At 33.0% G+C, this 21,589-nt stretch carries 24 protein-coding genes; 15 read left to right on the forward strand and 9 right to left on the reverse strand.

Annotated elements, in window-relative coordinates:
- Positions 1 to 4 precede the first annotated feature (4 nt).
- The 9 genes from ABD816_RS18195 (at position 5) to ABD816_RS18235 (ending at position 7,580) form a co-directional block, all read left to right on the forward strand.
- Positions 5 to 955, forward strand: a complete 951-nt coding sequence (locus ABD816_RS18195) for a hypothetical protein (RefSeq protein ID WP_344929816.1) — start codon at positions 5 to 7, stop codon at positions 953 to 955.
- Positions 952 to 2,214, forward strand: a complete 1,263-nt coding sequence (locus ABD816_RS18200; RefSeq protein ID WP_344929818.1) for a hypothetical protein — start codon at positions 952 to 954, stop codon at positions 2,212 to 2,214. The genes ABD816_RS18195 and ABD816_RS18200 overlap by 4 nt, the downstream gene beginning before the upstream one ends.
- Position 2,215: 1 nt before the next feature.
- Positions 2,216 to 2,905 carry a hypothetical protein gene (locus ABD816_RS18205; RefSeq protein WP_344929819.1) on the forward strand — a complete coding sequence of 230 codons (690 nt, stop codon included), beginning with the start codon at positions 2,216 to 2,218 and terminating at the stop codon, positions 2,903 to 2,905.
- A gap of 203 nt (positions 2,906 to 3,108) precedes the next feature.
- On the forward strand, positions 3,109 to 3,639 hold the full coding sequence (locus tag ABD816_RS18210; protein WP_344929821.1) for a hypothetical protein: 531 nt from the start codon (positions 3,109 to 3,111) through the stop codon (positions 3,637 to 3,639).
- Positions 3,640 to 3,713: 74 nt separating this feature from the next.
- A complete protein-coding gene (locus ABD816_RS18215; RefSeq protein ID WP_344929822.1) occupies positions 3,714 to 3,875 on the forward strand; it encodes a hypothetical protein in 162 nt (53 codons plus the stop codon).
- 2 nt (positions 3,876 to 3,877) lie between these two features.
- Positions 3,878 to 4,378, forward strand: coding sequence for a hypothetical protein (locus ABD816_RS18220; protein ID WP_344929823.1), 501 nt, complete (start codon positions 3,878 to 3,880; stop codon positions 4,376 to 4,378).
- Positions 4,379 to 4,585: 207 nt separating this feature from the next.
- Complete coding sequence (locus tag ABD816_RS18225; RefSeq protein ID WP_344929824.1) at positions 4,586 to 4,996, forward strand: hypothetical protein; 411 nt, start codon at positions 4,586 to 4,588, stop codon at positions 4,994 to 4,996.
- Between the two features lie 176 nt (positions 4,997 to 5,172).
- On the forward strand, positions 5,173 to 5,847 hold the full coding sequence (locus tag ABD816_RS18230; protein WP_344929826.1) for a hypothetical protein: 675 nt from the start codon (positions 5,173 to 5,175) through the stop codon (positions 5,845 to 5,847).
- 350 nt (positions 5,848 to 6,197) lie between these two features.
- Positions 6,198 to 7,580, forward strand: coding sequence for a right-handed parallel beta-helix repeat-containing protein (locus tag ABD816_RS18235; RefSeq protein WP_344929827.1), 1,383 nt, complete (start codon positions 6,198 to 6,200; stop codon positions 7,578 to 7,580).
- Positions 7,581 to 7,594: 14 nt separating this feature from the next.
- Here ABD816_RS18235 and ABD816_RS18240 read toward each other — a convergent pair whose 3' ends face one another.
- The 6 genes from ABD816_RS18240 to ABD816_RS18265 are packed head-to-tail and all read right to left on the reverse strand — an operon-like array spanning position 7,595 to position 11,215.
- Positions 7,595 to 8,323 (reverse strand): M50 family metallopeptidase, encoded by a 729-nt coding sequence (locus tag ABD816_RS18240; protein WP_344929918.1) that lies wholly within the window; start codon positions 8,321 to 8,323, stop codon positions 7,595 to 7,597.
- Between the two features lie 53 nt (positions 8,324 to 8,376).
- Positions 8,377 to 8,724: a HopJ type III effector protein gene (locus ABD816_RS18245; RefSeq protein WP_344929828.1), complete on the reverse strand. Its 348-nt coding sequence runs from the start codon at positions 8,722 to 8,724 to the stop codon at positions 8,377 to 8,379.
- An 11-nt stretch (positions 8,725 to 8,735) separates the two neighbouring features.
- Entirely contained in the window at positions 8,736 to 9,320 is a 585-nt protein-coding gene (locus tag ABD816_RS18250; RefSeq protein ID WP_344929830.1) for a uracil-DNA glycosylase family protein, read from the reverse strand.
- A complete protein-coding gene (gene rsmI / locus ABD816_RS18255) occupies positions 9,317 to 9,997 on the reverse strand; it encodes a 16S rRNA (cytidine(1402)-2'-O)-methyltransferase (RefSeq protein WP_344929832.1) in 681 nt (226 codons plus the stop codon). The genes ABD816_RS18250 and rsmI overlap by 4 nt, the downstream gene beginning before the upstream one ends.
- Before the next feature lie 3 nt (positions 9,998 to 10,000).
- Positions 10,001 to 10,345, reverse strand: a complete 345-nt coding sequence (locus ABD816_RS18260) for a DoxX family protein (RefSeq protein ID WP_344929834.1) — start codon at positions 10,343 to 10,345, stop codon at positions 10,001 to 10,003.
- 33 nt (positions 10,346 to 10,378) lie between these two features.
- Positions 10,379 to 11,215, reverse strand: coding sequence for a hypothetical protein (locus ABD816_RS18265; protein ID WP_344929837.1), 837 nt, complete (start codon positions 11,213 to 11,215; stop codon positions 10,379 to 10,381).
- A 163-nt stretch (positions 11,216 to 11,378) separates the two neighbouring features.
- Between ABD816_RS18265 and ABD816_RS18270 the strand changes: the two genes are divergently transcribed.
- The 6 genes from ABD816_RS18270 to ABD816_RS18295 all read left to right on the forward strand — a co-directional run bounded on the left by ABD816_RS18270 (position 11,379) and on the right by ABD816_RS18295 (position 18,466).
- A complete protein-coding gene (locus ABD816_RS18270; RefSeq protein ID WP_344929840.1) occupies positions 11,379 to 12,029 on the forward strand; it encodes a thymidine kinase in 651 nt (216 codons plus the stop codon).
- The gene (gene alr, locus ABD816_RS18275) at positions 12,019 to 13,125 is read left to right on the forward strand and encodes an alanine racemase (protein WP_344929841.1); all 1,107 of its coding nucleotides are present in this window, start codon (positions 12,019 to 12,021) and stop codon (positions 13,123 to 13,125) included. Before ABD816_RS18270 ends, alr begins: the two co-directional genes overlap by 11 nt.
- 102 nt (positions 13,126 to 13,227) lie before the next feature.
- Positions 13,228 to 13,647, forward strand: a complete 420-nt coding sequence (mscL, locus tag ABD816_RS18280; protein ID WP_344929843.1) for a large-conductance mechanosensitive channel protein MscL — start codon at positions 13,228 to 13,230, stop codon at positions 13,645 to 13,647.
- A gap of 177 nt (positions 13,648 to 13,824) precedes the next feature.
- The gene (locus ABD816_RS18285; protein WP_344929846.1) at positions 13,825 to 14,817 is read left to right on the forward strand and encodes an aspartate-semialdehyde dehydrogenase; all 993 of its coding nucleotides are present in this window, start codon (positions 13,825 to 13,827) and stop codon (positions 14,815 to 14,817) included.
- A 286-nt stretch (positions 14,818 to 15,103) separates the two neighbouring features.
- Positions 15,104 to 17,272: a prolyl oligopeptidase family serine peptidase gene (locus tag ABD816_RS18290; protein WP_344929849.1), complete on the forward strand. Its 2,169-nt coding sequence runs from the start codon at positions 15,104 to 15,106 to the stop codon at positions 17,270 to 17,272.
- A 225-nt stretch (positions 17,273 to 17,497) separates the two neighbouring features.
- Positions 17,498 to 18,466 (forward strand): ABC transporter ATP-binding protein, encoded by a 969-nt coding sequence (locus ABD816_RS18295; RefSeq protein WP_344929851.1) that lies wholly within the window; start codon positions 17,498 to 17,500, stop codon positions 18,464 to 18,466.
- Between the two features lie 46 nt (positions 18,467 to 18,512).
- Here ABD816_RS18295 and ABD816_RS18300 read toward each other — a convergent pair whose 3' ends face one another.
- The 3 genes from ABD816_RS18300 to ABD816_RS18310 form a co-directional block, all read right to left on the reverse strand.
- Positions 18,513 to 19,283, reverse strand: coding sequence for a UDP-2,3-diacylglucosamine diphosphatase (locus ABD816_RS18300; RefSeq protein ID WP_344929854.1), 771 nt, complete (start codon positions 19,281 to 19,283; stop codon positions 18,513 to 18,515).
- A 147-nt stretch (positions 19,284 to 19,430) separates the two neighbouring features.
- Positions 19,431 to 19,883 (reverse strand): 6-pyruvoyl trahydropterin synthase family protein, encoded by a 453-nt coding sequence (locus ABD816_RS18305; protein WP_344929856.1) that lies wholly within the window; start codon positions 19,881 to 19,883, stop codon positions 19,431 to 19,433.
- Positions 19,884 to 20,068: 185 nt separating this feature from the next.
- Positions 20,069 to 21,586, reverse strand: a complete 1,518-nt coding sequence (locus tag ABD816_RS18310) for a serine hydrolase domain-containing protein (RefSeq protein WP_344929858.1) — start codon at positions 21,584 to 21,586, stop codon at positions 20,069 to 20,071.
- Positions 21,587 to 21,589: the final 3 nt, after the last annotated feature.

Consider the following 21,589-nt stretch of genomic DNA (forward strand, 5'->3'; position numbering starts at 1 on the left):
TAGAATGTCAGATAAAAAGAGATGGAGTTTCTTATTGGATGATGAAGAATCTACACCTTCCAGTAGTATAAAAGTTGATGATGATGCTTTTTTTAATCCAATGCAAGAGATGAATAAAATACGGTATCGTTGTGAGCAAAAAAACACTACACATACCGACAAGTCCATGGTATTCCATGCGGATATGAAGAAAGAATATCTTACAGAGTTTATAAAGAAGGATAATACTATTTTGGTGAACTCTGTTTTAGAAGATTATGTGTATAAAACGGAACCAAAGCACTTTCAAATTGCGATGGACTCTTTTAGAGACCTGGAGTTTGTAAAAGAAAATGTTTTATTGAAGCTAGATACAAATGGAAAAATACAAAGCATACAAAATTTAGAAGCCATTCAGGATGCATGGACTAGTTTTAGAAAAGACGTATTACAGTATTCAGATTTTTTTGTAGAGCTAAAAAAGGTAAATGAACAAGCAGCTCAGGATATTATTGATAGTGGTAATGCAGAATTCGGGAAAGAAGAGAATTTAATCAAAACCTACGATAAAAATCTTTTTTATCATTTGATTCTTGATACTTATTTAGTGGACATATCGAATGTAGCGGAGCATAAAAAAATAAAGTTTCTGTCTCAGATATTTCAAAATATCGAAGTAGAGGTTGATATTGTAGAAACTACGGTCAGTGAAGATGATGATTTTATTCATAGAAGAAAAGTAGGCACTTTACAGAGAGAAAAATTAGATAGAGATGAATTAATACGGCAATATGATCAGTTTTATAAACCTATGGTCGAGTATAATTTTACAGAATATGAATATATGTACAGGCTCTCTTATGTCATTGATAAGAAAACAGGTTTTATAAGTGAGGGGAGAGCAGTATTTTCTGAAAAAGTTAAAAATAACTATGAGTTTACAACAGAATTTAATCTTAAACAAGTGCAACTATGAGTGCAAAATACATCCCAAATGAGACACCAGTAGTTTGTACCTACCAGACCAGTGCGGCGCCAAGTAAGTTGATTTTGACAAGATCAAAAATAACAGTTGTACAGAAAAGTAAAAAAATGGGATTACTTACTGTAGCAGATAAAAACATCCAAACAGATGTGGTGTGTAAAATACCCGTCAATTTAGTTAGTTCGATTTTGGCATTTGGGGCGGGATTGATTGTTGGTATTTTGGTATTCTCTAATCCAATAGGATGGGTTATAGGTGCAATAGCATTGGTTACAATAGCAGTAGCTGCTGTTACTTATACCGCTTCTAAAATAAATCATGCATGTACTTCTAACTTATCAGCAGGTTCTTGGACTCTTGGTCATCCTACGGTTAAATTTGATAAAGAACCTGCATTGACTCAGGTATCTATATTAACTTGTGGTAAATCAGGAATTTTGATGCCGATCCTTGACCCTGCATTGGCTCAGCAAGCAGCAGAAGATATTGCTTTTGGGAATAGGATGGAGATTGGTGCAAACTCGGTCATTGCCTTCTTCTTTGGATTTGGCGTTGCTTCTGCTGGAGCTTCTCTTTTTGGAACCTCTATTGTTACCAAGAGTGCAGTACCCGCAGTTAGATTGTTTTTAGGAACAATTATAGGGTCACCATTATTAGCTTTAGCGACAACTTATCAAAAGGAATATATGCGGGGAAATGAGTCGTTTGAGGATAATGAAAGCTATCAAAGGTTAAACGAGGTTGAAGGACCTCTTAACTATGATTTAGAAGATATCGAATGGGTAAAAGATTCTAGTACTAGAGATTTAAGTGATCCAGAGAATATTGATGATATATTTAGTTACAAGAACTGGGGAGATGCCAGAAAGGCTTTGATACAAAAAGGAGTAAGTACCGAGCATCTAAAAATATATGAAAAACTAAGTAAAATGAGTAGGCAACAGCGTAGAGCTACCATTAGAGGCTTACAAAAAACAAATCCAGAAATAGTAAGAGCCATAAAAGAACACGGGAGAACAAGTTTAACCCAAGAACAAGTTAGATCTGAGGCGAGTACCAATAGGACGGCAGCAAATAATTCTAACAAACTAGCTGTTGGAAAAAAAATAGAATCTTTTTCAGTGATAGCTTTGGTTTTACCTTTTGTTGCTACTTACTTTTCTGAAACCGTACGTAGGGATTTAGCCATAGCAGCAGAAACAGATCTTATAAAGAGTACAGGTGCTATTAATACTACAACTCCACAATAGTATGAAAAAATATAGCAAATTTAATGCTACCACTAGAGGAGGTTTTGTAATCTCTCTTTTTTTTACGATTCCTGGATTTTTTTTTATTTTATTAGCAGTTTTTTCAGATGATATACAATTTAAATTAGAAGTATTTATGCTTTTTTTACCAAGTATTGTGTATATACTTTATGTTTTTTTGATTAATAAATTTTTTTATGAAGCACAAGTTTCTAAAAAGTTAAAATTATTAGAAAAATATGAATTGATAGTTGATGAGATGATATCCGATACTGTAAAGATAGGTAGATTAAGCACATTTGGCAGTACTACTTCTACTATAGAAGAGTATTATTTTATTTTTTATAACAAAGAGTATGATAAGTTTATAAGAGTAAGTTTATTAGGGGTAGCTCCTAAGTATAAAGATGTAATATTAAAATCTTGGGAAAATTTACCTATTACAATTTTTATAGACCCTAAAGAACTAAACAATCCTAAAAAAGGAAAGAGTAAAAAGAAGGTAGATAGACATACATTACGAACTTTTCGTTTTTATAGAGGTTCTTATCATTTAGAAAATAATTATGAATATAGTATTTCTGAATACTTTGACAGTAAAAATATTTTTTTAGGAATTTTATTTATGTATTCATTTATGATAGTTTGTGTATATCTTTTTGGTTTCTTAGTGAAAACATATCTCCATTAAAGGTATAAATAATTCCATTTTTATTTAATATTAAGTAGCTTTGAAATGTTTTTTAAGGAAAAAAACATTGGATTTGTCATTTAGAGGCTGTTTATGATTATGGTATTCTTTGAGATGTCGTAAGTAGAAATTATTCGTTTGGAATATTCTAACATCTTTTACACTTATTTAAGGAAGTTTGAATAATTACTAACTAAATGTTTATGAAAGAAAAATTATTTAATTTTGAATCTTTAGCTAGTTTTAGTTTTTATTATTTAGCCCTTTTTCCTACGGTTATTCTTATCTACATAACATTGTTAACTATATACTTTTTGTCTTCTTATTTGATAATGTTGGGTGTGCTTGGTATACTAATAATTTTTGCATTTATTTATAATAAAATGTTATTAAAGGATGTAACCATTGATATGACCTCTGAGGAAAAGATTATAATTGATTTTCAAAAAGGGAAAAAGTATAATTTTGAGATCAATGACTTGGTTGCTTTTTATTCTTATGATACAGGAGGTTGGGTAGCTAAAAATGCTAAAATATTTTTGATTTTCGAATTTAAAGAAGAAAAAGTCCGTCTTTTTGAATTGGGAAATGGAGAGCATTTTGAGGTTGATATGATGAAAGAAATTATTTCTTTATTGAAACACAACTATGGATTTAAAATCACAGAAAAGTCCAAAAAATATTCTAATGTTCTCTTTAAGGACTGGGAAATTTTTAAATATGAGAGGACTTAATTAAGGCGGATTTTTGTTTATAGACCTGAGATGGTCTTTTGTATAAATAAAGATTTGATAATTCATTGAATAGATTGAAAATAAGTAAAAAAATAGAATCATTTTCTGTAGTAGCATTACTTTTACCATTTGTTTCCACTTGGTTTACAGAAAGTGCTAGAAAGGATTTAGCTGTGGCAGCAGAAATGGATCTTGCCAGTGCTGGAGGTTCTATTAATGCACTATCGCCAATATAGTTATGATAAAATTTACTAAATGGAACATTTTTATCAAGTTTGGATTTGGATTGTCCTTGTTTCTAATGCTTCCCGCCATCATAGTTATTTTAGGTATGCTTTTCTCAGAAACAATGGAATATGATCATGAGATTTTTCTTTTTTTATTACCGGGAGCTTTATATTTATTATTTGTTCTATTATTTGTTCAATACTATTTCAATAGTAAGGTTTCTAATAGAGTTAAGTCATTAGTAGAATATACTTTGACTATCGATGAGATGGTGTCAAAAAAAGTACAAAAGGCCTTTTTTAATTCTTTGGGCGTTAGTTCTAAATTGACAGAATATTATTTTCTCTTTTACAATAAAGAATATGATAAATATATCCGGGTTAGTACTGTAGCAATGCAACCTAGCTATAATGAAGTCATTTTAAAATCTTGGGAACATACTACCATCCGAGTATTTTTAGATCCAAAAGATATTAACAATTCCAAAAAAGGGAAGAGTATAAAAAAATAAACAAAAATACCTTAAGAACGTTTAGATTTTATAAAGGGGTTTATGACATAGATAATAACTATCGATATAGTATTTCTGAGGACATCGCTAGAAAAAATAATTTCTTAGGAACGCTTATTTTATTTTTTTTTATGATCATTTGCATGTATGCTGGGTATTTTTTAATACAGTATAAATATCATTAAATGGAACAGAAAACATTCAAGTTTGAATCATTGGCAAGTTTTAATTTTTATCATTTTTATATATGGATATAAAAAATTTTTAACAAAAGATGTGAGCATTGATATGTCAGATGGAAAGACAATAAAAATTAATTTTGAAAAAGGGGAGAAATTGACTTTCGATCAAAGTCAACTTGTTTCCTTCTATTCTTACGATATTAGAGCAACTATAATGCCATATGCTCAAGTATTTTTGATTTTTCAATTCGACAGTAAAAAAGTTCGGCTTTATGAAATTCAAAATGGAGAGGAACATGAAATAAATATGTTGAAGAGAATTGTTTCACTATTATGTGTCAATCATGGTTTTAAAATAAAAGAGAAATCAAAAAAATACTCGCACAATGTCTTAAGAGATTGGGAAATTTTTGAATATTATAGAACTGTAAAATGATTTAGTTAAACAGATTAGCTATTGAAAAAAAATAGAATCATTTTCTTTAGTAGCACTACTTTTACCATTTGTTTCCACTTGGTTTACTGAAAGTGCCCGAAAGGATTTAGCGAATGCGGCAGAAATAGATCTTATTAGTGGTAGTGGTTTTATAACATGGTTATCCCCAATTTGATATGAAAGGATATAGTAAGCTTAATGTTTTTACAAAAGTAGGGTTCACTTTTGCTTTGATCTTGTTACTTCCTAATTTAACAATAATTATAGGTAGTGTGTTTACAAAAGACCTAGATATCAAACCAGAGTTTTTTTTAGGATTAATACCAGGCATTATCTACATTTTTTATGTTTTATTATTTGTACGCAATTATTATAAGAGAAAAGTGGCTAAGAGAATTAAATCGCTTAAAGAGTTTAAGTTGACTATAGATGAAATGATTTCAGATACTGTAAAATTTGCTCTTTTTAATACCTTGGGAGGTGCAGGAACTAAAATAACAGAATACTATTTTATTTTCTACAATAAGGAGTATGATAAATTTATAAGAGTGAGTTCTGTAAATATGGTTCCTGATTATATGGATGTTAGGTTAAAATCTTGGGAACATTTGCCAATTACTATTTTTATAGACCCTAAGGAATTAAATAACCCTAAGAAAGGAAGAAGTAAAAAGAAGGTAGATAAACATACATTACGAACTTTTCGGTTTTATAAAGATAATTATAATTTAGATACTATCTATGAGTATAGTATTTCTGAAGATATAGCCAGAAGGAATTATTTATCAGGTATATTTATTTTGCTTTTTTTTATGATCATATGCATGTATGTGCTAATAAATTTTTTTTAATATATGAAACAAAGAATTTTCACTTTTGAATCTCTAGTAAGTTTCAGTTCTTATTATTTAGCCTTATTGCCTGCGGTTATTCTTACATATATTGCTTTTTTAACACTTTATTTTTATCATCATATACATTAATGATGGGTATCGCAGGTATTACTATTCTCTTTTTATATGTCTACAATAAATTTTTGCTAAAGGATATAACCATTGATTTAAGTATATCAGAAAAGATTACAATATATTTTAAAAAAGGAAAAGTTATAATTTTAATATCAATGAGTTGTTTACTTTTTTTATGTCTTAAATTTTATATATCTTATATCCGTATAGCTAATTTAATTATAGTTTCAATTATGAAAAATATACCTTATTACTTAGGATTCTTTATCCTGATTTTGATTATCTCCTGTTCTAGTGATGATTCTGGGGATGATTCAGGTAATGAAACCGATCCGCAAGAATTAGATGCTGATGGATTACCTGTGGTACTTTTTGATGTTCAATTACCAGTAAACGTTAACGATCAGGAATATATTATTGAATTAGATCGATGGGATATCCCTAATAATGGAACCGATCCACTGAAGACCACTACTAATTTACAAGCGGCTATTGATTGGGCGCATGAGGAGCAATACAGTCGTGTTGTATTGCCTAGCGGTGAATACTTGGTTGGTGAAGATAAAACATATAACTATCAAGGAGGTATTGAACTCCATGGAGATACAGAATTTGTGTTTAGTGAAGGTGCTGTGTTAGAAATGGATACTAATGACAAATGGAACTACTGTGTGATTAGTCTAAATGGTGATAACATTACGATTCGTGATGGTGTTATTAAAGGAGATAGAGATACCCATATTTTAACACCAAGAGATAGCGACGGAAAAACAGCGCATGATGAAGGTCATGGTATTTGTGTCTGGAATACCAGTAATCAGGTATTAGTTGATAATATGGAAATTCATAGTGTAACCGGGGATGGCTCACTGATATTAGAGTCTAATGATGTTACTTTTACCAATAACACTATCTATAATAATAGACGTCAGGGGATTTCTGTTGTGGGAGGTGTGCGCATTAAAATAACCGATAATGAAATACATCATATTAATGGTACTGCTCCACAATTTGGTATTGATATTGAAGGTGCTGGCCGGGTAGATGAGGACATACTAATCCAGAATAATTATTTTCATCACAATACAGGAGGTGATATTGTCAATACTAGTGGTAAAAATGTGTTTATCCTAGATAATGTTATGGAGCAGGGAGATGGTAGTACATATGTAGATGGACCTATCGTGAGTTGGCATAGAACTCATAATATTATCGCTAGAAATACAATTACCATGGTGGATGGATCTGAAAACGGAAGGTTAGGATATATTCAATACTCAGGAGGAGGAGATAAGGGGCATAGTCTTGTTACCTATGTACACGATAATGTGTGTAATAGCTGTGGTATGTATATGTATAAAAGTGCTGATGCTGATGTACGTCGTAATAAGTTTTATGGATATTTCTTATCATTTACTGAGTTTGATAATGCCGTGTTAGTTGATAATCTGGTAACCTATTCTGAGGATCATCCTAATCTTAGGTTTTGTTGGTCTTATCGATTTAATGATGTTACAGGATTTGCTAGCGGTAATTATCTAGGAGATAACCTAGAAGAAATACCTTTATCAGAAACAGAACCTTATACATTACAATGTGTATTAGATGGGTGGTAGTAACCATAAGACTATTATTTTCTAAAATAAAAACGAAAACTTTTCCAAAGCAAATAGACACTTATAATAATAATGAATACGGCCCACATCCAGTAGGTGCCAACAGTATTTTCTGCAATTGCTTGCGTATCTGAAATCTGGATCGCACCATCTTTTTCAAATTGTTTTGTAAACAAATAGTTTAATTGTAAATAGGTGCTCAAAACAGATTGTAATCCTAAAAACATAATAGTGATTACTTCTAATCTCCTACTTTTAAAAAGTGTGATGATAAATAGTAGTGCTGCAAAAACACTCATAACAGCAATACCCCAGAAAGATCTAATCCAGATAATCAGTGATATGATAATGACACCTATTAAAATCCTGAGTGCAAGCATAGAGCTTTTGTGAGATTTTGCTGATGCGATCAATATAGCACCCACAATAGCAGGACCCAACAGTCCTCCTGCTGCAGTGCACGCTCTGGCAATTGATATGGGCATATAACTATTACTAACAGACGAATACGCCACACCACCACCATTTTCATAAATTTCTAAATGCTGAAAATGACCACCCACTAATAAAGCCGTTAGTCCATGACCCATTTCATGAAACCAGGTACCTAATAAATGAAAGGGATATTGTATAATGCCCAGATATGGCATGTACCACAGAATTAATACAGCAATGGCAACAAGTATAATGGTATAATCAAATGGTTTAGAAATAATATAAGTTTTTAGATTCTTTAGTAATATATGTAGTTTATACTACAAAAAAGTTACAGTAATATGATAGAAAACAATCATAATCAAGCCTGTTTTTTAATTAATGCATCCTGATCAAAAGAAACTCCCTCCCAGCCTACTCTCATAAAATTACGAATATTTTGATGATCTTTTCCCTCAGGACTCGCGAGTACATCAGTATAATAGGTTCCAAAACATGATAACGTTTCTTCTTTTGTTAACTGGTGTAATTTTGCAAAAGAAAACAACTTACAGGAACCAGAATTTTGACCTTCCTCATTTATACAATCTCCATTGCTAAATTTAGTTGGCTTAAAATTATAATAACTTTCTATTACTTGCATTGTGTCTTGGAATGCTATTTCTGAGGGAGTAATTTTTAGTTTTTCGATAAAATTATTGATGGTCATATTTTGATTTTTTAAATATTTTTTTCAGATAAAATTGATGCCACAGAATTTTTAAGCTCTGGTATTACACGCTCTTCAAACCAAGGGTTTTTACTCATCCAAGTTCTGTTTCTTGGTGATGGATGTGGAATTGGAAAATATAAAGGCAAATATTCTTTATAGGATTGAACGGTTGTTGTTACAGTTTTTTTCACACTGTTTTTAAGATAATATTTCTGAGCATATTGACCTATTAATATAATGAGTTGTAGTTCTTTCATTTTCTCAAACAGAGTAGAATGCCATAATGGAGCACATTCTGGTCTTGGTGGTAGATCACCACCCGTTCCTTTTCCAGGATAGCAGAAACCAATTGGTACTATAGCAAAATTTTTAGGATTATAAAATTGATGGTCATCAATGTGCAACCATTGTTTTAACCTTTTTCCTCCAGGATCATTCCAAGCAGTACCGGATCGGTGAGCAATGATTCCCGGCGCTTGACTTACTAAAGCAATTTTTGATTTTTGATGTGCAGAAATAATTGGTTTTGCTCCAAGTGGTAGGTTAGTTTTACAAACATTGCAGGATTTTATTTCAGAGAGTAAGGTTTTCATATATCTTTTTTCTTACCTCCGGCTATGATCACAATTTCACCTTTTGGAGGTTTTTTTTCATAATGTAGTAATACTTCCTGTACAGTTCCCCGCACGGTTTCTTCATATAGTTTGCTCAATTCACGGGATACAGAAATAGGTCGATCTGCACCAAAATAAGTTACAAAATGTCCTAGAGTTTTGATTAATTTATGCGGAGATTCATAAAAAATCATGGTTCGGGTTTCTTCTGCCAATAATTTTAATCGGGTTTGCCTTCCTTTTTTTACAGGAAGAAATCCTTCAAAAACAAATTTGTCATTAGGTAAACCACTATTTACTAATGCAGGAACAAAAGCAGTTGCTCCGGGCAAGCATTCTACTGCAATACCATGTTCCACACACGCTCTGGTTATTAAGAATCCAGGGTCACTGATCGCAGGCGTTCCTGCATCACTAATGATTGCAATGGTTTCACCACTTTGTAGTTTTTTGATAATATGATCTACCGTTTTATGCTCATTATGCATATGATGACTCTGCATATGGGTAGTAATCTCATAATGTTTTAGTAATTTACCACTGGTTCGGGTATCTTCTGCTAAGATAAGATCAACTTCTTTAAGCACTTTAATAGCTCTAAAAGTTATATCTTCGAGATTACCTATGGGTGTAGGTACGAGGTATAATTTTGACATATTTTAAGGTCTAACTTTTTTTCCAATGATATAAGAGATTACCAACAGAATAAAGGCATATAATGATAATCCAATAGTATGACCTGCATAATAATGAGCAGTTGTAGCTAATACCAGATCAAAAAAGAAACCAGCATAAACCCACTCCTTAATCCATTGCACTTTATTAGCGAGAATTACTATAACTCCGAGGATTTTAGCAACTGCTAACGGAATCACAAGATATGCAGGATAATTAAAACTTTCAAAAAAGCCTTGCACCATTTCCGTATTTCTAATATACATCTGAGCAGAAAACAACATTATACTGCATAGAGCGATAGTCGCAATCCAATATATAATTTTCATGTATTCTCTTTTACTTATGAAGGCAGATACGATTTAAAATTCAAATTTGTTCGTTACGATTTCCATAAAACGAGTTTCGTATTCTTCCTTACCTACCCAATTATTATAATCAGGTTTCACCATATTTTTAACAAATTGTCGTGCACCACTTTTACTATTTAATGTGTTCAGTTGGGAGAGCACACGATTATAATCTGTAGAACTTCCGTTAAAAAGGTGCTTAATAAATGCCAGTCGATCATTTAATCCGATATGAATACCCTTTTTAAGTTGGTCATTTAGTGATTTAGGCTTTTTATCTGTTTCCTTAACCGGATCTATAATAGGCATACTTTGACCCCCTGTACCAATGTCTTCTTTGTCATTTTTTTCATAAACTGGCTCAGAAAATGAGATATTTTCTTCCGTAATTATATTAGTAGCAGGTACAAAAAGATCTTCTGAGATTTTTTCGTTAATTTTTTCAATTACTATTTCTGGTTTTTCATCTTCTAAGGCTACAGTTTTGCTATGATCTGTTTTGATATTTACAGGAATATCTTCTGCATTTATTGATGTTACATTTGTAAAAGGCTCTTTTGATTCCTCATATTCTGTTATTACAGTTTCTTGTAAACTAATAGATGGTTGAGGAGGATTAATATCTGTGGTTTCATCTGGTATAAAAGTAGTCTTGTTATCTAAGATATCTTGTACTTCTTGTAATGTAGGTTCAGATTCTAAAAAGTGAGATTCTGAAAAGTTCAAAATTGTCAGTTTCTCATATAAATTCTTTGCCTCTTCCTGTAATTGTGAGATCTCTGATCTACCACTTAGTCGTAATATCCTGTGAGCAATACTTATAAGTTCTGATTCCAACTTGTTCTTCATAACTTTCTGATTCGTTTGTGATACTACCTTTTGTTTTTTAATAAATTTACCTCATCTTTAGAGGACTACCAAAATTAACCAAAACATGATTATTTATATATCATTTTAAAGGTTAATTGGTAGGAGTAGAGATTTTCTTTTAATTGATGCTGAAAAATACAAAATGTTTCTCGAAAATACAGTAAATCATAAAGAGCAATTTGGGTGGATAGAAGTAATCTGTGGTTCGATGTTTTCGGGTAAGACCGAAGAATTGATTCGAAGATTAAAACGTGCTCAATTTGCTAAACAAAAAGTAGAAATTTTTAAACCGGCCATTGATGTGCGGTATGATGATGAAATGGTTGTTTCTCATGATGCGAATGAGATAAGGTCAACACCAGTGCCTGCTGCAGCTAATATTAGAATTCTGGCTGATACGTGTGATGTCATTGGGATTGACGAAGCTCAGTTTTTTGATTATGAAATAGTTCATGTTTGTAATGATTTGGCTAACAGGGGTATTCGTGTAATTGTTGCAGGGCTGGATATGGATTTTAAAGGGAACCCTTTCGGCCCTATGCCAGCACTGATGGCTACAGCAGAATATGTGACTAAGGTTCATGCGGTTTGCACCAGAACAGGAAATCTGGCACAATATAGTTTTAGAAAGTCTAAAAAAGATGATTTAGTGGTATTAGGAGAAACAGAAGAATATGAACCTTTAAGTCGTGCAGCATATTACAAGGCAACATTAAAGGAAAAAGTAAAAGAAATAGAAGTAAAGGATCCAAAAGAATTGTCAAAAAATACTAAAAACCCGGATGAGTACTAGAGAAACCGTTTTAGAAATTAATCTGGCACATCTGACTCATAATTATGAGTATCTAAAAAGTAAATTAAATCCCGGAGTCAAATTATTGGCCGTGGTAAAAGCTGCTGGGTATGGAAGCGATGCTGCCGTAATTGCGAAACATTTAGAAAGACTTAATGTAGATTATTTTGCAGTTGCTTATGCTCCAGAAGGAATTGCATTGAGAGAAGCTGGAATTCAAAAACCTATATTGGTATTTCATCCCCAGACAGTAAATTTTTTGAGTTTAATAAAATATCGTTTAGAGCCTAGTATGTATAGCATGAGAGTGCTAAAAGAATTTATTAGCATTGCAGAATCACTTGATCAGGATAGGTATCCTGTACACCTTAAATTCAATACAGGTTTAAACAGAATTGGATTTTCTAAGGATGAGGTAGATCAGTGTATAAGTATGCTAAACAATACAAATGCTATTATGGTACAATCCCTGTTTTCGCATTTAGCAGCTAGTGAAGATCATACAGAAAAAAAATTTACATTAAAACAGATCAATGCTTTTAAAAGGATTACTGATAATTTCACAGATCAACTTGGCTATAAACCGATAGTACATCAATGTAATACTTCTGGGATATTGAATTATCCAGAAGCTCATATTGATATGGTTCGTACGGGTATAGGTTTATATGGTTTTGGTAATGAAGCAATATATGATAAAGAATTAAAACCTATTGCTTCTTTGAAATCTATAATTTCCCAAATTCACGTATTAAGTGCTGGAGAAACAGTAGGGTATAATAGAGCATTTACTGCTACTGCAGAGACTAGAACAGCAACTATCCCTATTGGTCATGCTGATGGGATCGGTAGGCACTATGGTCATAAAAAAGGGTTTGTGATGATCAATCACAAGAAAGCATATATTTTGGGCAATGTATGTATGGACATGATTATGGTGGATATTACAGAGATTGAGTGTAAAGAAGGTGATGAGGTGATTCTTTTTGATTCAGACGTAACCGCTGCCTTCGTGGCTGAGCATGCAGGAACTATCTCTTATGAGCTAATTACAGGGATAGCGCCTAGGGTAAAACGTGTGTTTGTCGATAAATAATGAGTTTTGTCGATTAGAGCAATTCTATAGTATAGATATGTTAAAGTATTTATTTTTTTTACTTAATTTGGTTGTTATTAACACTAACTAAATTTTTATACAATGGGATTTTTAAAAGATTTTAAGTCTTTCTTAATGAAAGGTGATATAGTAAGCCTTGCAACTGCGGTAATCGTAGGTGGAGCTTTTGGAAAAATTGTAACTTCATTTACTAATGATATTATCATGCCTCCAATAGGTATGGTATTAGGTGGAGTAGATTTTACTGAACTTAAATTAGCGTTAAGTGAGGCTACTGTAAATGCCGCCGGAGAAGCGGTGCCTCCTGTGACTATTAATTATGGTTCTTTTATACAGACAGTAATTGATTTTATTATCATCGGTTTCTGTATTTTTATGGTGTTAAAAGCTTATGAAAGAAGTCAGAAAAAAGAAGAACCTGCTCCTGCAGCTCCAGCTGGTCCAACTCAAGAAGAGTTACTAATTGAGATCAGAGATGAATTAAAAAGACAAAATAAATAATAATAGCTTCACCGCTATACTACGTAATTAACCTAAACCGCTTAGTCATCTGAGCGGTTTTTTCTACAATTTGTTTATTATATAACAATTTGTTCAAATTGATATAATTACTATAAAAATAGAGGGGATACTAAAATTATTCCTCACATTTGCCGAGATTTGTAAAAAATAGTATGTATGAAAGTAGCTGTTGTCGGTGCCACTGGATTGGTAGGAACCGTAATGTTAAAAGTATTAGAAGAGCGTAATTTTCCGATAACGGAATTGATTCCTGTAGCATCAGAGAGGTCTGTGGGTAAAAAATTAATGTATAAAGGAGAAGAGTTTACCGTTGTAGGTCTGGCTACAGCTATAGAAATGAAACCAGATCTTGCCTTGTTTTCTGCAGGTGGAAGCACCTCAACAGCATGGGCACCAAAATTTGCTGAAGCGGGAATTACTGTAGTTGATAATTCATCGGCCTGGAGAATGGATCCTACTAAAAAATTAGTAGTTCCAGAGATTAATGCAAAAGAGCTTACTAAAGATGATAAAATTATAGCGAATCCTAATTGCTCTACGATACAATTAGTGATGGCCTTAGGACCTTTACACGATGCATATAAAATCAAACGTGTCATTATTTCTACATATCAGTCTATAACAGGTACAGGAGTAAAGGCTGTACAACAATTAGAAAATGAATATGCCGGAGAGAAAGGTGAAATGGCATATCCATACCCTATTCATCGTAATGCCATCCCACATTGCGACGTCTTTGAGGCCAATGGATATACAAAGGAGGAGATGAAATTAGTCAATGAAACTCAGAAAATATTAAACGACCGTACAATTGCAGTGACTGCTACTGCTATACGTATTCCAGTGGTTGGAGGTCATAGTGAGAGTGTAAACCTGGAATTTGAACGAGATTTTGACGAGCATGAGGTTCGTAAAATTTTAAGCGAAACTCCCGGAGTGACTGTACAAGATAATCCAGATACTAATACCTACCCAATGCCTATTTATGCTGAGGGTAAAAATGATGTTTTTGTAGGTAGAATTAGAAGAGATCACTCTAGAGAACATGCATTAAATATGTGGATTGTAGCTGATAATCTGCGTAAGGGAGCTGCAACCAATGCAGTACAAATAGGCGAGTATCTCATAGCTAATAAATTGATAGGGTAAAAAAAGATGTTTTTTGGTCACTGTAGACCAAAACCTGAGAAAATTCAATAATGTGAATTAATAAAGTCCTTGCTGTTATCTTTACAGCAAGGACTTTTTTGCAAAGTTTAATTAAGAAGAATTCTGGATGGGTTAAGGAATATAACCCCGTGATATCCTAAAGCCATACTCTAAAATAATGTGTTCTCCGTTCCAATTCATAAATGGAGATCGTTTTTTATGGTTTCTTTAATATTAAAAAGAAGTTACTTTTGGTAGTTTTGAGTTACTAAAATTAAAATTCATCATGAAAAATTGTCTCTTCATATTACTTTTAATCGGATCCATTATGGAATGTAAAAAAGAAGAAAAGATCGCTAATACTAAAACAATAGAACCATTGAACTACCCGGAAACTAAAAAAGTGGACACTATAGATACTTATTTTGGTGTACAAGTAAAGGATCCATTTCGCTGGCTGGAAGATGATAGAAGTGAAGCAACTGAAAATTGGGTGAAATCACAAAATAAAGTGACTTTTGGATACTTGGACAGTATTTCTTATCGCGATCAGCTAAAAAATCGTTTATCCGATTTGTGGAATTATGAAAAAGTAAGTGCTCCTTTTAAAGAAGGGGACTATACTTATTTTTATAAAAATGATGGATTGCAGAATCAATATGTTATTTATAGATATAAGAAGGAAGGAGATACACCCGAGGTATTTTTAGATCCTAATACATTCAGTAAAGACGGAACAACTTCTCTGGGAGGGATGAACTTTTCTAAAAGCGGTAAATTACTTGCGTATTCTATTTCTGAAGGAGGTAGTGATTGGCGAAAAGTGATTGTTAAAAATGCGGAGACTAAAGAAATCATAGAAGACACCTTAGTGGATATTAAATTTTCTGGGATGTCGTGGAAAGGCGATGAAGGTTTTTATTACTCTAGCTATGACAAGCCAAAGGGAAGTGAACTTTCTGCAAAAACTGATCAGCATAAAGTATATTATCACATATTGGGTACTAAACAAAAAGAAGACCAGTTGATTTATGGAGGTGTGCCAGAAGAAAAACATCGGTACATAAGAGGATATGTCACAGAAGATGACCAGTATCTTTTGATTTCTGCCAGTACTTCTACCTCAGGAAATAAATTATTCATTAAAGACTTGAAAAAATCAAATAGTACATTCAATATTATTCTAGATCATACAGAAAGTGATACTTATGTTATAGAAAATATGGGATCTACACTATATTTGGTCACAAATCTAAACGCACCCAACCAAAAGATAGTAACGGTAGATGCAGCTAATCCTACTCCAGAAAATTGGAAGGATTTTATTCCAGAGACAGAATACGTATTGAGTCCCAACACAGGAGGAGGTTATTTCTTTGCAGAATATATGGTAGATGCAGTATCTAAAGTTTTGCAATATGATTATACCGGTACCTTAATACGTGAGGTCAAATTGCCTGGATTGGGGAGCATTGCAGGCTTTGGAACTCAAAAAGAGGAAGAAGTACTTTATTATTCTTTTACTAATTATAAAACACCTACCAGTATATATCGGTATGTGATTGAGGATGGTACTTCTGCACTATATCGAAAACCGTCAATCGATTTTAATCCGGATGATTATGAGAGTAAACAGGTTTTTTATACCTCAAAAGATAGTACTAAAATCCCGATGATTATTACTCACAAAAAAGGATTGCAACTAACGGGTAAGAACCCAACGATGTTATATGGGTATGGAGGTTTTGACGTTAGTCTCACCCCATCCTTTAGCATTGCTAATGTTATCTGGATGGAACAAGGAGGCATTTATGCGGTTCCTAATCTACGAGGTGGAGGAGAATATGGTAAGAAATGGCATGATGCAGGGACTAAAATGCAAAAGCAAAACGTATTTGATGATTTTATTGCAGCAGCAACCTACTTGATAGACAACGACTATACATCCAGTGAATATCTTGCAATCAGGGGAGGTTCTAATGGAGGATTATTAGTGGGAGCCACTATGACACAACGTCCTGATTTAATGAAAGTTGCTTTACCAGCAGTTGGGGTTTTAGATATGTTGCGATACCATACGTTTACTGCCGGAGCAGGCTGGGCATATGACTATGGAACCTCTGAGGAGAGTGCTGAAATGTTTGAATATATCAAAGGATACTCACCTGTACATAATGTGAAAAAGGATGTACAGTATCCAGCAACATTAATAACTACGGGAGACCATGACGATCGGGTGGTTCCTGCGCATTCATTTAAATTTGCAGCAGCATTGCAAGAAAATCAAACAGGCACTAATCCCACACTGATCCGTGTTGAAACGAATGCAGGTCATGGAGCAGGAACTCCTGTAGCAAAGACAATACAGCAATATGCTGATATATTCAGCTTTACATTTTATACTATGGGATATGAAGAACTGCCAGAAAATTTGGTAAAAAAGATGAAGGGATAGTTATAATCTATAGTATCACACAAGGATCTGCTTCGGATGTAGCGTATATAATCAGCACTTTCTGATTCAAAAATCAGGATAAAAGGTGTCTTGTTTCTGATACATACTTTTGGGATGAAGTAGCTTATTATATTATGATTTTTAAATAGATTGTCTGATGCTTTGTAAGGTATATTCCTGATTTACAATAGTCGATTTCAAGAATTTTTTTAATTATATTTGAATATGCTAAATGTCAACAATGTTTCTTTTGCTTACGATACTACTCCCATTTTAAAAAATATAAGTTTTACTATTAAAAAAGGGCAGCATATTGCTGTCATTGGAGCTAGTGGATGTGGTAAAAGCACACTACTAAAGGTAATCTATGGTTTATTAGATGTGGATGAAGGATCTTTATTCTGGAATGATACACAGATATTAGGTCCTGCCTATAATCTGATACCCGGCGAAGCATATATGAAACATTTGTCCCAAGGGTCAGAATTGCAATCTTTTGAAACGGTAGCAGAAAATATAGGTCAGTATCTCTCTAATTTTGAACCTGATCTGAAACGAGGACGTGTTCAGGAATTACTGGATATTGTGGAGATGACTGCGTTTGCACAGACTAAAGTAACTAACCTGAGTGGTGGACAAAAACAACGGGTGGCATTAGCTAAAGTGTTAGCTAAAAAACCAGAACTTCTGCTACTGGATGAACCTTTTGGTAATATCGATAACTTTAGAAGAAGCTCTTTACGTAGAAATCTTTTTAGTTACCTGAAGCGAAATAAAATTACAAGTATTACAGCAACTCATGATAAAACTGATATCCTTTCTTTTGCCGATGAAACGTTAGTAATTCAGGAAGGTATGATCGTAGCAAATGCCAAAACGCAGGAATTATATCTACAGCCTAAAAGTTATTACGTAGCTTCGCTTTTTGGAGAGGTAAATCAATTGCCATTGTCTATATTCAGACCCGATCTTAGTAATGAAACTCAGCTATTGGTGTATCCTCACGAATTACTTATAGATGAGGCTTCAGCTATCAAGGCAGTAGTAAAAAAATCACATTTTCAGGGGAGTCATTATCTTGTGGAGGCAGTATGGAACGAGCAAATCGTTTTTTTGGAAAACAAAGAAAATCTTTCCAAAAACAAAGAAATCGGTATACAGATTTCGCCAGAAGCTATAGCGTTAAGGACTTAATATGCTAAGATGCAAAAAACTATGTCCAGTTGGGTCGAATAGCTCTTTATTTTTCAGTGGACGCTTCGTATTTTTCTAATTTCATTGTATTACCATCATAAACAGCATATGTATAATGTACAATCCAATCTCCCAGATTGGTATATTTGGACTGATCATTTAGTTGAATTTCCATAGGAAGATGTCTGTGTCCAAAAACAAAATGATCCCAATGTTTAGTTTCTAATTTCCGTTTGCAGTATTGTACTAACCATTCGTTTTCTTCTCCCAGAAAAATAACATCATCCTCTCCAGAAATCAATTTATTTTTTACAGAAAGATATTGTGCTAGTTTTACCCCCAGATCAGGATGTAACCATCTAAAAAACCACTTAGCAACAGGATTAGTAAATACTTTTTTCATCCGTTTATACCCTTTATCACCTGGTCCTAAACCATCTCCATGACCAATTAAAAAAGTAGTGTTGTTAAATGTGAATTCCTGAGGTTTATGGTATACAGGAATGTTTAGTTCTTCTTCAAAATATCCATTCATCCATAAATCGTGATTTCCTACAAAATAGTACACAGGAATTCCTGAGTCAGTAATTTCTGCTAGTTTACCCAGTGTTCTGGTAAACCCTTTTGGTACTACGGTACTATACTCAAACCAAAAATCAAAAAGATCTCCTAATAAGAAAATGGCAGCAGCATCTTCTTTAATTTCATCAAGCCATCGTATGAATTTCTGTTCTCTGGGGAAGCTTAGTGCTGATGTAGGTGCTCCCAGATGATTATCACTTGCAAAATATATTTTTTTCCCTTCAGGAAGATTCATAGATTTATTTTGAGCTGTAAAGATACTGAAAAAGTTAAGCGATGCTAGTATTTGCGTTAGGGATAGTAGTGAAAATCCCGCACCACACCTTAGTGTGGGAGGAATTGTAGCGTATAGCCTGACCCTTTGGGTAACGCCCTTTTTTGTCTACGTATTATCACTAGCATACCACTCTGCAAAAGAAGTCTCAGTTTCTTGTAACTTTAAGGAATGTAAAACAATATTTGCAGGAAGTCTGGCGCTGATTTTCTTTGCAAAATCAATCACCATATTTTCGCTGGTAGGTTGATAATCCACTAAAATAACGTTATGTCCTCTATTTTTTAGCTCCATTGCCAGTTCTACGTGTGGCGTATTTTTATTAAAAACAGTAGCATGATCAAAAACATCCTCTATATCTTCTTTTACAATCTTTTTAAGGTCCCCAAAATCGATAACCATACCTAATTTTACATGAGAAGTATCTGTAATGGGACTGCCGATAACAGTCACACTTAATTTATAACTATGACCGTGTACATTTTTACATTTACCATCATATCCATATAATGCATGACCGGTTTCAAAAGAAAATTGCTTGGTGATTCTTATTTTACTCATTGTGCTTACTTAATAACCTTATGCAAAGTTAAGGAAGATTATCTTCTCTTTCTTTTATTTATAAAGTAAACAACAACTAATACGATTCCTAAAACCAGAAACAATCCGTTACCACCTAAAAAACTTAGTATATCCATAATTTAATGTTGAGCCTATCATCTGATGTTCCTGAGACAGGATGCTATTTATTTTTCTTTGTTATTTTTTATTTTATCAATCATCATTTTTGCATTGTCATTTTCTGGATTTAATGCTAACGATTTCTCATAATTTAATAAGGACATTTGATAATTTTTATCTTCAAAATATCCTTCTCCTAAACTATCATAAGGATTAAATGCTTCTGGAAATTCTGCTACCAATAATGTGAATATTTTTATAGCAGCTTTTACTTCTCCCTTTCTAAGCAACGCATAGCCTAGTGAATTTAGTTCGCCTTCTTTTTCGAAGTTATATCCCTCGGGTTTTTCTTTTTTTAGTTGATGGTAATAGGTAATTCCTTTATCTATATCTTCAAAACAGAGGGTAGTAATAGCACGAGAAATTGATTTTTTACCAAAAGGTTTTAAATCATCTAACAGTCCATCTACAGCACTTTTTAAATTAGCAGATGCGATACGACCACTACAATTAGTACTTGCTACAATACCCAGATTATAGTGTGGATATATAAAAAAATAAGTATTTGCTCCAAAAGCTCCTCCGTGATGGTGATAGTAGATACCATCCTCATCTTGCTCTACACGCCAAAAATAGCCTATCCACTCTGTTGCATTTTCTTTATGAATTTTCTTATGTGATTCCTGCGCTACAGCATTTGTAGAGTCCATCTGAAATTGCATATATTTTATCATATCTGGCATGGTAGATTTTAGTCCTCCTTCTGCGCCCCATAATGTATTGGATACTGGAAGATGGGGCATTAAATCACCATCATTATTATATCCATTAGCTAATCGATTACTTTCTTCTTCAGTTAGTATCATTTTTGAGGTATTCATCCCTGATTTTTTTAAAATGAATTGGTCGAGTAACTGTGTAAACGATTTTTTATAGACTACTTCCAGAATATGACCCATTAGATTTGCTCCCACATTAGAATAATTATATTTTGTTCCTGGTAGGGTGTCTAAGGTGATTTCTTGCAAATGACTAAAGTATTTTTCTTTATTATAATTTTTCTCAATTTCATTAAACTTGAAAGCAAGGCTATCAGCTTCATTTTTAAATAATTCATCAATACCCTTATTATTAGAGGGTAATCGTGCCGTATGTGTAAGTACATGTTTGATTAAAATAGGGTGCCCATCATATTGCAGATTGTTATAATCTCCATCTAAGTATTTCCGGATATCATCCTCCAGACTTAATTTTCCATCTAATATTGCCTGAGCAACGAGTGTACCTGTAAATGTTTTTGTTACAGAAGCAATTTCATAAAAAGTCGAATCTGTAGGCGGATTTCCTTTTTGACGATCTAACTCACCATAGTGACCGGTATATGATTTACCGTTTTTATACACCCCAATAGAAATTGCTGTCACTGTGGAATCTTCTAAAAATGCTGCGGCATTGGTGTCCATAGAAATCGTAACAGTATCCTTTTCCATGTTTTGAATACCCTGATTTTCATTTGTATCTGTTGTGTTCTTACAACTTATAGAAAAGATAACGAGTAACAGACAAATGATTTGATTTTTCATGTG

The organism is Aquimarina addita (genome assembly GCF_039539305.1).
In the GTDB taxonomy this organism is placed as follows: domain Bacteria; phylum Bacteroidota; class Bacteroidia; order Flavobacteriales; family Flavobacteriaceae; genus Aquimarina; species Aquimarina addita.